Origin of the sequence: Streptomyces sp. NPDC005485 (assembly GCF_040606085.1) — a bacterium.
In the GTDB taxonomy this organism is placed as follows: domain Bacteria; phylum Actinomycetota; class Actinomycetes; order Streptomycetales; family Streptomycetaceae; genus Streptomyces.
This window is the reverse complement of record NZ_JBEXDZ010000086.1, coordinates 1-14111: the sequence shown is the minus strand read 5'-3', so window position 1 is coordinate 14111 and position 14111 is coordinate 1. Positions and strand designations below refer to the sequence as shown.

11 protein-coding genes and 2 pseudogenes are annotated in these 14111 nt (G+C 69.0%); 6 read left to right on the top strand and 7 right to left on the bottom strand.

Annotation, left to right across the window (positions count from 1 at the left end; translation table 11 throughout):
- Positions 1–188: 188 nt before the first annotated feature.
- The 4 genes from ABZS97_RS26200 to ABZS97_RS26185 form a co-directional block, all read right to left on the bottom strand.
- A complete protein-coding gene (locus tag ABZS97_RS26200; RefSeq protein WP_356141118.1) occupies positions 189–1613 on the bottom strand; it encodes a polysaccharide deacetylase family protein in 1425 nt (474 codons plus the stop codon).
- Between the two features lie 143 nt (positions 1614–1756).
- The gene (locus tag ABZS97_RS26195) at positions 1757–5476 is read right to left on the bottom strand and encodes a hypothetical protein (RefSeq protein ID WP_356141115.1); all 3720 of its coding nucleotides are present in this window, start codon (positions 5474–5476) and stop codon (positions 1757–1759) included.
- A gap of 159 nt (positions 5477–5635) precedes the next feature.
- Positions 5636–5788, bottom strand: a complete 153-nt coding sequence (locus tag ABZS97_RS26190; RefSeq protein WP_356141113.1) for a helix-turn-helix domain-containing protein — start codon at positions 5786–5788, stop codon at positions 5636–5638.
- 124 nt (positions 5789–5912) lie between these two features.
- Positions 5913–6344: a VOC family protein gene (locus tag ABZS97_RS26185; protein WP_356141111.1), complete on the bottom strand. Its 432-nt coding sequence runs from the start codon at positions 6342–6344 to the stop codon at positions 5913–5915.
- A 391-nt stretch (positions 6345–6735) separates the two neighbouring features.
- Here ABZS97_RS26185 and ABZS97_RS26180 point away from each other — a divergent pair, with 391 nt between their 5' ends.
- The 6 genes and pseudogenes from ABZS97_RS26180 to ABZS97_RS26155 all read left to right on the top strand — a co-directional run bounded on the left by ABZS97_RS26180 (position 6736) and on the right by ABZS97_RS26155 (position 11665).
- Complete coding sequence (locus ABZS97_RS26180) at positions 6736–7416, top strand: GntR family transcriptional regulator (protein WP_356141109.1); 681 nt, start codon at positions 6736–6738, stop codon at positions 7414–7416.
- A 106-nt stretch (positions 7417–7522) separates the two neighbouring features.
- Positions 7523–7819: pseudogene (locus tag ABZS97_RS26175) on the top strand (transposase); the annotation flags it as partial.
- 17 nt (positions 7820–7836) lie between these two features.
- Positions 7837–8661: an IS3 family transposase gene (locus ABZS97_RS26170; protein WP_356141107.1), complete on the top strand. Its 825-nt coding sequence runs from the start codon at positions 7837–7839 to the stop codon at positions 8659–8661.
- 19 nt (positions 8662–8680) lie between these two features.
- A complete protein-coding gene (locus tag ABZS97_RS26165; RefSeq protein WP_356141105.1) occupies positions 8681–8920 on the top strand; it encodes a hypothetical protein in 240 nt (79 codons plus the stop codon).
- Positions 8920–9297, top strand: a complete 378-nt coding sequence (locus tag ABZS97_RS26160; RefSeq protein ID WP_356141103.1) for a fic family toxin-antitoxin system, toxin component — start codon at positions 8920–8922, stop codon at positions 9295–9297. Before ABZS97_RS26165 ends, ABZS97_RS26160 begins: the two co-directional genes overlap by 1 nt.
- A gap of 106 nt (positions 9298–9403) precedes the next feature.
- On the top strand, positions 9404–11665 hold the full coding sequence (locus ABZS97_RS26155) for a protein kinase (protein WP_356141101.1): 2262 nt from the start codon (positions 9404–9406) through the stop codon (positions 11663–11665).
- A 283-nt stretch (positions 11666–11948) separates the two neighbouring features.
- Here the strand turns inward: ABZS97_RS26155 and ABZS97_RS26150 are convergent, their stop codons facing one another.
- The 3 genes and pseudogenes from ABZS97_RS26150 to ABZS97_RS26140 all read right to left on the bottom strand — a co-directional run bounded on the left by ABZS97_RS26150 (position 11949) and on the right by ABZS97_RS26140 (position 13925).
- Positions 11949–12269, bottom strand: coding sequence for a hypothetical protein (locus ABZS97_RS26150; protein WP_356141099.1), 321 nt, complete (start codon positions 12267–12269; stop codon positions 11949–11951).
- Between the two features lie 13 nt (positions 12270–12282).
- Positions 12283–13526, bottom strand: a pseudogene (locus tag ABZS97_RS26145) (IS256 family transposase).
- Between the two features lie 276 nt (positions 13527–13802).
- Entirely contained in the window at positions 13803–13925 is a 123-nt protein-coding gene (locus ABZS97_RS26140) for a hypothetical protein (RefSeq protein ID WP_356141097.1), read from the bottom strand.
- Between the last annotated feature and the right edge of the window lie 186 nt (positions 13926–14111).

The window sequence follows — 14111 nt, the reverse complement described above, 5'->3', positions numbered from 1 at the left end:
ATCACGTCGTACGTGACGCCGGAGCTGAGACAGGCGGTGCCACCGGATCCGCTGACGATGTCGAGGCCAACTCCTGCCAGGAGTCAGGGAACGCCCGGCGGGTGCGGTGTCGGCGGGCGTGCTGGGGCAGGGGAGTTCCGTTCGCGTGTACGGGCATTTCGGCGTACGAGGATGAACAGGGCGGGTGCTCAGAGGCTGGCGCGCAGGTGGCTGACCGTGACGAAGTGGAAGCCGCGGGCGGTGAGGGTGCGCAGGATCTGCGGGACCGCGGCGACGGACGTGGGGTGGATGTCATGCATCAGGACGACGCCGTTGCGCTGCGCCTTGTCGATAACGCTCTGGGCGACCTTGGCGGCGTCGCGATACTTCCAGTCCTCGGTGTCCACATCCCAGAGCACGGGGGAGAGGCTGGTGACCGACCGGACTGTCGCGTTGATGGCGCCGTAGGGCGGGCGGAAGAGGGTGGGCTCCTTGCCGGTGGCGGCCTTGATGGCGGCGCTGGTGCGGTTGAGTTGGGAGGCGATCTGCTCGGGGGTGAGCTTGGTGAGGTCGGGGTGGTTCCAGGAGTGATTGCCGACTTCGTGTCCGGCGCGGGCCTCGGCGCGCACCAGGTCGGGGTGGGCGGCGACGTTCTGGCCGACGGTGAAGAAGGTGGCGCGCGCCTTGTACTGGGCCAGGTAGTCCAGCAGGGTCGCGGTCTCGGGAGCCGCAGGTCCGTCGTCGAAGGTCAGCGCGATGCAGGTGACCTTCTTGCAGTCGGTGTCGTCGTCGCCGGAGGCGGTGTGGGTGGGGACGGCCGGGCCGGGGGTGTTCGGCGCGCCCAGGTCGAGCGAACGGCTGGGGGACATGGTCTGCCGCTGGGCGCGCTTGCCGAACGCGGACAGCCAGGGGGTGACCGTCTTCTTGGAGAGGGTCACCAGGAAGGTTCCGGCGGGCGGCGCGCCCACCTCGCCGCTGTCGAAGGTCACCTCCAGCCCGCCGTCAGCGGTGAAGGCCATGTTGTCCAGAGCGGTGGCGCGGGAGGCCGGGTCGGAGAGCGTGCCGTCGAAGGTGGTCGTGTCGAAGCCTTCGCGTCCCTTGAGCTCGTCCTTCAAGGTGGAGATGAAGGCGTCCCGGGAGTCGTCGGCGATGAGTCCGAGAGCAGTGCCGTAGTCGCCCGCGTCGCCGTCGTACCAGTACGACTTGGCCGACAGCCCGGACCCGGCGCCACTGCCGTCCTGTGTGGTGAGCCGGACGCCGAGTACATCGCCGGAAGCCACCAGGAACCTGTGGCTGACGTTGAGCTCGCCGCGTGAGCCGTTACTGCACGCCCCCTCGCGGAATGTGGCCAGGCGCTGCTCCACGTCCTTCTTCATCGCGGCCGTCATCGTCTCCGCGCCGGGCACGTCCGGGTAGCTGGTGGCGAAGGGGCATGAGCGCTGCTCGCTGCTGTTGCTGACGATCTGCAGGCCCTTGATCTTCGACGGGTCGACGCTGCGGACGGGTGAGGGGGATTCGGCAGCGGCTCGTGGCGGGCCGGCGGATGCCGGCTCCGAGGAACCGGGGGAACAGGCCGTTGTGATCGAGAGTGTGCCGAGCAGCAGAAGCGAGGGCAGCAGGGTGTGAGTGCGCATGTGTGACCAGAACCAGGGGAAGGGGAGGGCGGACGCCGTCGGCGGGCGCCGCGGTCGTTCTGGTCACGAGCGTCCAGGTCAGAGGCGTTTTTCAGCGACCCTCGACGCCACTCTGAAAAATCCGGTCCTTGTAACCGGCCGCGTCAGCTGCTTGTGGCGCAGACGCTCTCGTACGGCGCGTCGGGGACGTAGGTCCGCCATTGCGCTGCGGTCAGTCCGCCACCGGCGCGCGCGCAGACGATGTGCACGGCCTGGTCCGGGCCGACAGGAAAACGCAGGAGCGGCACGTGGGGGCTGCTGGCGTAGACCGTGCTGCCGTCCTCGGCGAAGGCAAGGGAGTGGATCTCGTCGCCGGGCGTGGGCAGGTCCGTCCCGAGAAGCTGATGTCCCTCGGTGTCCCACAGCCTCAGCGTCCCGTTCGCGCCGCCCACGGCGAGTGTGCCGCCGTCGGAGGAGAAGGCGAGCGCCCCCACTGCCTCCGGTTCGCCCCAGGTGACCGTGTCGGAGGTGCCGGTCAGTGCGCCGGTGCGGTCTCGGATCGCACCGTCCCAAAGGGTGACGTGCCCGGTGGAATCGCCGACGGCGAGCTTGGTGCCATCGGGGCTGAAAGCGAGCGAGGTGACCTGGCGGCCGTCGGCAAGCGCGCGTCCACTGACCCGTCCGGCCCCTGGACCGACGTACTGATCGTCGGAGCTCACGAGCAGACCTCCGTCCGGTCGCCCGGCCACTGTCGTCCCGGAGAAGCCACGCACGGTCCTCGATCGCCGGTGGTCGCGGGTGTTCCAGACCTCCGTCGTGGAGGTGCCGGTGGTGGAGCGGACGGCCAGCAGGGTGCGGCCGCCGGGTCCCAGGGCGAGGGCCGTGGCAGGGCGGTCGGCCGCGCCGGAAGTGTCGAAGACCGTACGGATCCGATGTGTCCGTACGTCCCACACGGTGAAGCGCAGCCGCAATGAGCCGTGAGAGGACACGGTGTCGGCGAGGGCCAGGGCGCGGCCGTCCGGGCTGAAGGCCGACAGGGGAACGTCCTCGTCGGAGGTGCTCGGCAGCGGGCCCAGCTTCGCGTGCGCGAGGACCATGCCCGTGCGCGTGGCGCGCAGCTCGAAGCGGTAGTCGGCGCCGGAACGGGTGACGGTGGCCAGGGTGGTGCCGTCCGGGCTGAGCACGCTCGCGTCGGTCGGTGTGTTGTGCCACCGCGGGGTGAGACGGGCTGTCAGGTCAAGGGTATGAACCGTGGCGCCGTCGAGGTAGCGCAGGAGGTCAGGCTTTCCCGGGTCCCACGTCAGCCAGGTGGCCTCGTCCTTGGACATCGGCCGGTCGAAGACCTGGGTGCCGCCGTTGGCCAGCCGCCAGACGGCGAGTTCGTGGTCGTCCGCTGTGGCCAGGAACTCGCCGTTGGCGGAGAGCGCTGCCTGCGTGAAGCCGCTGCTTCCGGCACTGGTGAAGTCGGCAAGCGTGCGTCCGCTGCGGATGTCCCAGACAAGGGCCCGCGTGCCGTAGACGGCGGCGAGCCGCCTGTCGTCCGCGCTGAACCGCAGCAGGCGGGAGCCGCCGTCCGCACCGGAACCAGTTCCGCAGACGGTCCTGTCCGCCTTCTCCCAGGCTCCCGGCAGCCGCTTGCGGCCGGCGGTGTCCCACAGCTGGAGTGGCCCATCGGCGGGACAGAGCGCGAGCAAGCGTCCGCCGGGGCCGACCGCCGCCGAGGAGAGCGTGCGCGCGAGGTCGGTGGTGAACAGGACCTGGCCGTCGTCCGTCCGGTGCAAGGCGGCTGTGCCCGGGCCGTCCGGCGGACCGACGAGGTACGTTTTCCCGTCTGGCGAGCTGCCCCACCGCAACAAATTGCCCAGCTTGGCCTCGGGCCTGCCCTCCGGAAGGTTCCACAGCTTGGCTGCCCCGTCCGACCCGATGACGTCGAGGAACCGGGAGTCGGGCCCGACATCGCCCACCTCCGTACCGCTCGGCAGGCGGTAGGTGGCGGTGACCTTGTGGTCGGTCACATTCCGGGTGGTGACCGTGGTGCCCTCTACGCTGAGCAGCGTCCGGCCGCCGTCGGAAAGGAAGCGCCGGACGTCCCTTCCGGCCAGAGGGTCGGTGAAAGCGTCGCGTTCCGGCTGTGCCAGGGACCCCAGGAGCGCCGAGCGGGACTCGGTGAGCGGGGCCATCTTCCATGCCGCCACCCCGAGCAGGGCGGCGGTGCGCGGATCGGTGGAGCGCAGACTGCCGGCCACGGTGGCCAGGCGGCGAGCAGTGGCCTTGGCGGATTCCTCGCGGCTCACCTCATTGCGCTGCCAGGCGACCAGGCCGGCGGTCAGCGCCAAGACGAGGAACACGGACAGGGCGATGGTCAGAGAACGCGTCCGACGTGCAGCTCGTGTCTCGGCCTCCCGCTCGGCGTGCTGAGCGGCGAGGGAGGCTGTGAGGAAGTCCCTTTCCAGACGGGTGAGGTCGTCGTTCGGCTGACGGAGGAACAGTTCCGCGGCCCCGGCCAGCCTCGTGCCCCTGTACAGAGCTCCGGGATCACGCGCCAACTCCTCCCAGCCGCGAGCCGCCTCACCGAGCCGGCGCTGTGCGCGCAGCCTTTCCCGGCTCTCCTCGATCCAACCGGCCAGACGCGGCCAGCCGGTGATCAGCGCCTCGTGCGACAGCTCCACCGTGTCGCCGTCCAAGGTGACCAGACGGGCGGCGACAAGTCGCTCCAGCACGTCCTGCGCACCGCTGCCGAGCTCGGCGCGCGACGCAGGACGACGTGTGTCGACTGTGCCGTCGCCAGGAGCGATCAGCCTCAGCAGGATGCGCCGCGCGATACGGCTCTGTTCCGCCGACACCTGGCCGTATGCCTCCTCGGCGGTGGCGGCGATCGCGCCTCGCACTCCGCCCGCCTCCTCGTACGCCGCCAGAGTCAGCAGGCGGCCACGCCGACGGTGCCAGGTCTCCAGCAAGGCATGAGAGAGCATGGGCAGCGCGCCCGGCCGGTCGACGACCTCGTCGATGATCCGGGCGGTGAGGGTGCGCTCCACGTTCAGTCCGGCGGCGGCAGCCGGGCAGGTGATCGCTTCGCGCAGCTCGTCCCGGCTCATCGGCCCGACCAGCAGGCCGGCCCGGCTGACGGCCGTGGCCAGTTCACGGTGTTCGGCGCAGTGGCCGTAGAAGTCGCCGCGGACCGCGACCACTACCCGCAGTCCGCTCTCCGGCCGCCGGGCCGCGAGCAGCAGGCCGAGGAACCGGTCGCGTTCAGCACGGTCGTGGCACAGGGTGAACAGTTCCTCGAACTGGTCGACGATCACCCAGGTCTCCCCGTCGCCGTCGCGCGGCACCAGTGCCTCCGCGTGCGTACGCGCTGGCAGTTCCCCCGGGGCGAGCACGCGAATGACCGCAGGCCGCTCCGTCCCCGCCGCCTGCCGCAGGCCCGGAATCAGTCCCGCTCGCAGCAGTGACGACTTGCCGCTGCCGGACGGCCCGAACACCGCGGCGAACCGGTGCTCGCGCACCAACTCCACCAGTTCGGCGAGGAGCGTCTCCCGGCCGAAGAACAGCTCACTGTCGTCCGGCTCGAACCGCGCCAGCCCCCGGTACGGCGGCTTCTCGTTCGGCATGGGCGCCCGGACCTCGGCGTCCGCCTCCCGCCAGCGGCGCTCCCACTCGTCCGGGTCTGCGCCCAGCGCTTCGGTGTACGCCCGCACTACCGCCAGGGACGGCAGCTGATCACCGGCTGCGGCCTGGGACATCGCGGTGATGGAGTAGCGCGCCCGCGCGGCCAACTCCCGGTACGGCGGCTTCCCGGCCTTCTCACGGAGAAGCCGCAGTTCGTGCGCGAGCCGCTGCACGGGACCGCCGTCGGGATCGACCGGCTTCTCACGTCGTCCCACCGGGAGCACCTTTCACACGCTTCAGGCGGTCAAGCTACTTTTTTCACTCAGTCCCCCGCAATCCGTCTGACCGTGACGCTGACCACGGGACACGTCGGCCCACCGTCCGACTCATCGGACATCGCATGGGTCTCCTGACATGGTTGCCGCGCTCGTTTGCTACTGGTGGACGCAGCGGAAGTCACTCGGTGTGACACCTGTTCGGCTTGCGAAGAACTTGCTGAGATTCGTGGGTCCGCTGAATCCGAGCCGACGGGCGACGACCGCCGCTGCATCATCGGCATGAGCGAGCAGCCGTGGGGCCTGGAGCACGGGCCAGGCCCACGAGCCGGAAGCGGGCGGTGTGGTGTTTCATGATCGGCCCCCTATGAAGCAGGGGCTGTCGCCGAGCCAGGCGAGCAGCCTCTCTGAAGCCCTCCACCGCCTATAGAAGATGTCAGGCGGCGAACACCTGCGAGTCATCGGCGAACGCCTTGAATTCCAGGGCATTGCCGGCCGGGTCGAGCAGGAACATCGTCCACTGCTCGCCAGTCTCGCCCTCGAAGCGCACGTAGGGCTCGATGACAAATTCGGTGTCCGCGGCGCGCAGCCGGTCGGCCAACCCGTGGAAGGCATCGACGGTCAGAATCAGCCCGAAGTGCGGCACGGGCACGTTGTGGCCGTCCACCGGGTTGTGGATCTGTTCGGTGCGGGCCGTGGCGAGGTGGGTGACGAACTGGTGGCCGTGCAGGTTCCAGTCCACCCAGGTCTCGGCACTACGGCCCTGGTCCAGGCCGAGCGTCTCGCCGTAGAAGCGGCGGGCGGCGGCCAGGTCGTCGACCGGTACGGCGAGGTGGAAGCGAGGTATGGGTGAGTCGAGAAAAGTCATGGGCCTGGGGTTCCTTCCGTGCGGCGAGGTGTCCAACAGTTCTGGCGGTTGGGGCAAATGACCAGGTCTTTGCGGGTGACGTCGGCGGGCTGGTCGAGGGCGTAGAAGGGGCGTCGGCGACTCTCTGCGGGCGGCCGGCGATGGCGTTCAGTTCTCGGGCCGCCTTCGGCCGGCAGGGCCGGTGACGTTGTCGGCCTGGTTCGGGCTGCGGTGCATGCCGTCACCTGGTCGCAACGCTCCAACAGCAGCCCCGAGAGGCGTCTGCAGACACCGCCAGCGGCACAGGCTGGAACACCTTTATGAAAATCGCCTCACGCCGGCCCGGATGGCCGGATTCCCCTTCATTGTCTCAATGTCTACATACCCGAGAGCTCAATGTTAACATTGAGACATGGAGAGATTGCAACTCACGGGTGAGCGCGTGGTGGCCCCTGCCCGCCGTCGCGGACTGGCCGACGAGGTCGCCGACCGGATCCGGGAGGCGATCTTCAGGGGTGCATATGCCCCCGGGGCACCGCTGCGAGAAGTCGAACTCTCCGGCGTACTGCAGGTCAGCAGAGGGCCGGTGCGAGAGGCTCTACGCGTACTGGAGCGCGAGGGGCTCGTGCACTGCGCCTGGCACCGGGGCACCGTTGTCACGACGCTGTCCGGCGAGGATGTCGCCGAGTTGGACAGCCTGCGCGGCGCACTGGAGGACCTCGCCGTTCAGCAGGTCATCACACACGCCTCGGACGAGGACTTCGCAGCCATCGAGAAGGCGGCCAACGTGATGGAACGCACGACGGACTCGCACGCCATGGCCGGCCTGGACATCGCCTTCCACGACGTTGTCTTCGCCGCCACCGGCCATCAGCGTCTCGTCGCGGCCTGGGAGACCATCCGCTGCCAAGTACACCTGTTCCTGCTGACCCGCATCGGCCTCAGCACAGAGGGCTACCTCGGCTGCATCCCCCAGGAGCATCAGGCGCTGGCCGCCGCTCTGCGCTCCCGCGACCCTCAGGCCATCCCACTCTTCGCCGCCCACCGCCGCCACGCGGTGGATGTCGTCACCGGTACGTCGAACCCGGCCTGAGGACCGGTCCGCCACCATCTGGGCTGCGCGCAACGTCGGTACACCCTGTTCGTAGGCTTGATCCGCTTTGACGGACATTCGAGATCAGGGGTTCTGCCCCGGGAGGATGTCCATCATGGAGACCATGGGGAAGAAGAAGCCCCTGCCTCGCCGTTCGTTCACGCCGGAGTTCAAGGCGGAGATCGTCGAGCTGTGCCGACGCGGTGACCGCTCGGTCGGCCAGATCGCCAAGGGCTTCGACCTGACCGAGACCGCGGTGCGGCTGTGGGTCAGCCAGGCCGAGGTCGACGCGGGCGAACGCGACGGTCTGACCAGCAGTGAACGTGAGGAACTGGCCGCGCTGCGGCGGGAGAACCGCCGTCTGCGTGAGGACGTCGAGGTCCTCAAGCGTGCGACGGCTTTCTTCGCGAAGGAGACCCGGTGACGGTGCACCCGTTCATCGAGGCGGAGAAGCGTGCAGGTCACAGCGTCAAGCGAGCGTGTGAGCTGCTGAAGGTCTCCCGGACCGCCTTCTATGCCCGCCGCGCTGCCAGGCCAGGTCCCCGCGCGGTCCGTGACGCCGAGCTGGCGCAACAGATCGCCGAAGTCCACACGAGATCGCGGGGAACCTACGGCGCCCCGCGCGTCCATGCCGTGCTGAAGCGGGCAGGCGCGGGATGCGGCCGCCGACGTGTCGCGCGGCTGATGCGGGCTGCCGGCCTGCAGGGCCGACACCGCAGACGACGGCACCTGACGACGATTCCTGATCCACGAGCTGCCCTGCGGCCCGATCTTGTCCTCCGCGACTTCCAGCCCGACCCTGCCGGCCTGGATGCCCGCTGGTGCGGCGACATCACCTACATCGCCACGGACGAGGGCTGGCTCTATCTGGCCACCGTCATCGACATCGCCTCCCGTCGGGTCGTCGGCTGGGCAACGGCCGACCACCTGCGGACCGATCTCGTCGCCGATGCCCTCACGGCCGCCTGCTCAAAGCGCCGCCCCAGCCAGCCGGTGATCTTTCACTCGGACCGCGGATGCCAGTACACCAGTCGCCAACTCGCCACGCTCGCAGACCAGTTGGGAGTGCGTCTGTCGGTTGGCCGCACCGGTCAGTGCTGGGACAACGCGCTCGCCGAGTCGTTCTTCGCCACCATCAAGAGGGAGCTGCTCGACACCAGCTCCTGGCCCAGCCGGGCCGCGGCCCGCACCGCGATCTTCGACTCGGGCTGGACGGACGAGACCGCCGCTCCCGCTGCGCGGTAACGGCTGTTACCATGCTGGTATGGCGAAGACACAGCTGGGTGCGCGCGTGGATGAGGACGTGGCGCAACTCGCGAAGAAGCGCGCCGCCGACCTGGGGCTGAGCATCGGGGACTACCTCGGCAGGCTGGTACAGGATGACACCAGCGGCCTGCGCGCCCGTGCGGTGGACGCGGCCGCCCGCTTCCTGGCCGAACACCAGAGCATCTTCGACGAGGCCGAACAAGCCCAGCAGACGCCCGGGGGAGGGCGCGCCGCCTGATGGATCTGCACATCGACGTTCCCTGGATCCTGCAGGTCGCGGAGGCTGCAGGAGCGGGCGATCCGGCCCCTGACGACTACGGCGTGCCCGTCTCGGCGGTCGCCCGTCACCGGGCCGAGCTGTTCGAGCAGCCCGTTTACAACGGCCCCTATGCCAAAGCCGCCGCACTGGTGCACACGCTGGGCCGGTGCCGCTGGTTGGAGCGCTCCAACATGGCCGTCGCCGCCGCGTCCGGCGTCATGTACCTCGAAGCCGCCGGAATTCCCGTCAAGCCCGCCCGCGAGGACGCCGTCGCCCTCAAGGACCTGCTCCTCGACCCCGCCTGCACCGCCGGGAAGATCGCCGTTTTGCTGCGGACCTGGCCCACCGCCACCTGACGCCCGCGGACCCGGCACCGCTTCGCCGGCAGCATCGCTTGCGAGGGTGGTTGGTCCCTTGTCCTGACGTGCCCGGTCGCATGCCGAGGCGTCCTCCGGAGGAACCGTGCAGTTCACCGTCCTGCCCGTGCGGGCATGGCCCGAATCCCCGCTCCCAAGGCAGGCGTTCCTGGTCCGGGACAACTGGGACGACTATCACCTCAAGACGTCCTTCGAGCTGCTCTATGCCGATTCCGGCGGCGAGGTCAGGGACATCGGTCCGGTCAAGATCGGCCGGTTCGGCATGACAGCGCCGGCCAGGACGCCTGTACCGGACGACTTCGAGACCCTGGACGGGAACTTCTTCTCGCTCGGGCAGAACGACGCTTACTACGAAAGACTTCGTGACCTGAGCGCCGAGATGCAGCGCACCGTGCTGCGGGCCCTGAACGACGTCGCCTTCGACCTGGACCTCTTCTCCCGCGCACGCACCGAGAGCGTGACGGGTACCTCCCTGCTGCGGTCCGTCGCCGCCGACACCGTCATCGGCCGGTTCAGGGGAAGCGACATACCCGCCGGGGCATCGAGCGCCATCACCGATGTCACCCGGCGGCACCTGTTCGACGCGCTCCGCACCACCGGGGCGAACTGGTCGGGCAGCCTGGACGAGGTCACCTTTCTGCGCAGGCTGTACGACCTGGACCGCCTGGAAAGCTTCGACCCGCGGTATGCGACCGCCGAGGGCGACATCGTTCAGCACCGCTACAACAACTCAGAAGACTGGGACGACGATTGGGTCTTCGACGACCGCCGCTTCGGCCTCGCCGACGGCCCCGACGAGGCCCTGCTCCGCTTCCTGACAGAGATGATCCACCCCGCTGTGCGGACGGACACCAGTGAGATCGAGCGGCTGCTGGCCCTGATCAACGACACGCTGGCCCCCGACGGCTACCAGCTCGTCCCGGCCCGCACCGTCAGCGGCTACCCGGTGTACGAAGCCCGCCGGATCCTGGCTCCCCACCCCGCTCCCCAGGCGCCCACACAGCCCGGCCAGAGTGACTACGACGCGGTCCGCCGCACCGCACACGGCGAGCGCAAGGACTACGCCTGCCCGCGTGAGCCCGTCCCGGACGGTGGCCAGGCGGACGTCTTCCAGGCGAGACACAAACCCACCGGCACGATCGCCGCCCTGAAGAAACTGCACCAGAAGTACCCGCCCGAACGCCAAGTGGCGCGCATGCGGCGGGAGATCGAGATCGGCCAGCTCCTGAGCGGTCATCCCCACGCCATGCCCATCCTGGACTTCGCCGCCGACCGCACCTGGTTCGTGATGCCATGGGCACAAGCGACCGCCGAAGACCACCGGGAACTGCTTCAGCAACCGGCTCAGCTCCGCGCCCTGGTGAACGCCCTGGCATCGGTGCTCGCCACCGCTCACGAGCACGGCTGGCTGCACCGCGACATCAAGCCGTCGAACATCCTCTGCCTCGACGACTGTTGGACCCTCGCCGACTGGGGCATCGTCCGCCGACCGCGAGGCCAGACCACCAAAGCAGGCCGAACCGGCCTCTACATCGGCACCGAGGGCTTCGCCGCCCCGGAACTGTTCGAGACACCCCATGAGGCCACGGCGTCCAGCGACATCTACGGCATCGGCAGAGTCATCGCCTGGGCCCTCACCGGTGAGCTGCCGAAAACCAACCTGCCGCTGCTGCCCCCTCCCGGCCCGTGGCGCAGCATCGTCCGAGCAGCCACCCACCAGGACCCACAACGCCGGCCCCAGACCGTCAGCGACCTCCTCGCCCTGATCGACCGCGAGCACGCGGACTACCCCGAAGACCCCCTCCAGACCGCCCACCCGCTGCTCGAATCCGCCAACAACGGCGACCGTGCCGCCGCGGCCGCGCTGCTGACCCTGGCCGGCGACCACCCGCAGGACTACGAACTCCACGTCGGCGTGCTCACACGTCTGGCCACCGAGCACGCGGGACCGGCCCTGAGGCGAGATCTGCCGCAGGCGCAGAACCTCCTGCGCGCCCTGGCCGAGCACGTGGACGGAGATGACACACATGTGGTGCAGTTCGGCGAGGCCGCAGTAGTCGTGAGCTGGCTCCACGGCGTCTGCGCCTACGCCACGCTTCAACCTGACTGGGATCTGCTGGAGGAGGCCGCCCACGCGATGTGCACCTGGGACGGCGCCTGGGACCAGTGGAACGCCCAGGACAGGATCCGGCCGTGGCTGGTGTCCTTGAAGAGTGATGCCGCAGCCGTCATGGCCTCCGTCCTGCGGGACCATGCGGAATCCGCACAGCACTTCAGCAGCGTCGCCGACGACCGCACCGCCGATCCGCGCATACGCCAGGCAGTGCGCGAGAGCGCTGCATCGTAAGCACCGTAGCGCGCAAGTACCCCGGCAGCAGAAAGCCCACGCGGCTCCGTAGTGGCGGCCGCATGCCGACCGGGACATGCGGCCGAGGCCGGGATCGGCGCGGCAGGCGCTGTCAGTGCCGGGTCTTAGGGTTTCGTGCAGGGCCCGTTCCTGGGCGCGACTGCACGAGCACCTCGGTGCCCCGCCCGGCCCGCTCACCTTCGACATGGTCAAGGAGGCCGCCGAGGACCACCTCGCTGAGTCGAGCAATAGTCAAGACTTGTGGATCGGCAGTTGCTCAGCTTCAAGTTGATCGGAGCCTGGTGAGTCCTCCGACCGTCGAGAGCTTGTCGTTGAGAGGCTCGGCGGCGGCCGGTGAGGTGATGAGCAGGAGTACCGACACGTCGGGGTGCTCGTCGTCGTAGAGATCGTCTTCCCCGTCGTCTCCGGGAATGGCGTTCGGCTGGATCTGGAGGCGGGTCGTGTCGGCGAGGGTGGCCAGGAAGTAGACGCCGAGGTAGTCGCTCTCGCGTTCGGTGAAGGTCACGTCGAGTCGGTCGGCGAGCAGGCTGGCCAACTCCTTGGTCGTGTAGGAGTTCGTGCCGTAGGTGTCGGAGACGGTCATCTGGGCATTCTCCTCAGGCCGCGTGGCTTTCGGTGCGTTCGACCAGCAGGCCGTTCTCGAACCGGGCCCCGGCCCGGACGAGTGGGACCAAGTGGGCTCCGGTGATCGCCCGCCAGCGGGCCTGGGCGGATTCGACGAGCTTGAACACCATGGCCAGGGCCGCGGCCGGGCTGCCGGCGCCTCGGGTGACCTTGGTCCGGAGCTTGACGGTGGAGAAGGTCGACTCGATGGGATTCGTGGTCCGCAGGTGGACCCAGTGCTCGGCCGGGAAGTCGTAGAACGCGAGCAGCTCGTCCCGGTCGTCGGTGATCTTCGCGACGGCCTTGGGCCACTTCGTGCCGTAAGTGCGGGAGAACGCCTCGATCGCCTTCTCGGCATGGGCCCTGTCCTCTGCGTTGTAGATCTCCTGCATTGGCTTCGTCGCGCGCCCGACTGTGCGGACTTCAGATGACAGTTCGTTACATTACTTGCTTTATGGACCCAGCAGCGCTGGTGCCGAGCGGTCGGGAACACATCGATCAGGGCTTTCCACAGGCCCATCGCACCGTCGCCGATGACGAGTTCGGGGTCGCGCATGCCGCGACGGCGGCAGTCGCGCAGCAGGTCGGCCCACGACTCGGTGGACTCCCGCAGTCCCTCGGCCAGCGCGATCAGCTCCTTGGTGCCGTCCAGGCGGACGCCGAGGAGGACCAGCACGCACGAGTGCGCCTGGCCGAGCCGCACCTTCGGGTGGACCCCGTCGGCCCATACGTAGACGAAGTCGCGGTCGGACAGGTCCCGGTCCTGGAAGGCGGCGTGGTCGTCGCTCCACTGCTTCGTCAGCCGGGTCACCGTCGCGGCCGACAGTCCGGCCGTGCCGCCGAGGAACTGCCCCAGCGCGGGCACGAAGTCTCCGGACGGCAGTCCGTGCAGGTAGAGCAGTGGCAGCACCTCCGAGATCTTCGGTGACTTGCGGCACCACGGCGCAAGGATCTTGGAGGAGAACCGCTTGCGCTCGCCGGTGGCCTCGTCGACGCGGCGGTCGTTGACGCGCGGCGCGGTGACCTCGACCGGCCCGGCCGCGGTGACGACTGTCCGGGGCCGGTGGTGGCCGTTGCGTACGACCAGGCGCCGTCCGCGCACGTCGGTCTCGGCAGCCAACTCGGCTATGTACTGGTTGACTTCCGCCTCCAGCACAGCGGCCAGCATCCGGCGGGCGCCCTCGCGGACGATCTCGTTGATCAGGGAGCCGGACGCGATACTGCCGTCGGCGTTCACTACGCCGACCCGCGCGTCCTGGCGCTCGCCGACCGGATCGTCGACATCACCTTCACCCTGCACGAGGCCCCCGACCGGGCCGACCGCGACCGGCGCGCAGGCCTCGCCCGGGCCGCGCACAACGCGTTCGTTGCCGCCGCCGGCCCGCTCGTGCGAGCTTGACCCTCGCTCCTTGCCCATCGTCCACACCCGCCTTGGGCAGCCCGCATGGCCGGCCTGCACGATGGCCGTCACCTCGTGGCGCGAGAAGCCGTGTCAATTCTTCACTGTGAGTAATCACGGCAAGTGAGCTGGTTCGGAGATTCGTGTGCAGTAGCGGCAGATCCGGTCGATGATCCGGTCGACGGTCTTGGTCCACTTGAACGGCCGCGCGGTGTCGTTCACGAGGCGACTACGCATCTCGAAACTGGCTCACTAGCTTCAACTGGTCGGCAGCGCGACAGCCTCGGGCGCCGGGTATACGATGTAAACGTCAGGAGTAAAGAGATGCCACGGCGAAGTACTGCGGGCGCGGCTCCTGGCTCACCTCGGGACATCAGCATGGTCATCACACGACGGGCCGCAGTCGCAACGACCGCTGCCGCT

Coding starts and splice junctions, on each gene's coding strand:
- ABZS97_RS26150 (WP_356141099.1), bottom strand. CDS start 12,269: ATGACCGTCTCCGACACCTACGGCACGAACTCCTACACGACCAAGGAG.
- ABZS97_RS26160 (WP_356141103.1), top strand. CDS start 8,920: ATGGATCTGCACATCGACGTTCCCTGGATCCTGCAGGTCGCGGAGGCT.
- ABZS97_RS26200 (WP_356141118.1), bottom strand. CDS start 1,613: ATGCGCACTCACACCCTGCTGCCCTCGCTTCTGCTGCTCGGCACACTC.
- ABZS97_RS26165 (WP_356141105.1), top strand. CDS start 8,681: ATGGCGAAGACACAGCTGGGTGCGCGCGTGGATGAGGACGTGGCGCAA.
- ABZS97_RS26180 (WP_356141109.1), top strand. CDS start 6,736: ATGGAGAGATTGCAACTCACGGGTGAGCGCGTGGTGGCCCCTGCCCGC.
- ABZS97_RS26185 (WP_356141111.1), bottom strand. CDS start 6,344: ATGACTTTTCTCGACTCACCCATACCTCGCTTCCACCTCGCCGTACCG.
- ABZS97_RS26140 (WP_356141097.1), bottom strand. CDS start 13,925: ATGCGTAGTCGCCTCGTGAACGACACCGCGCGGCCGTTCAAGTGGACC.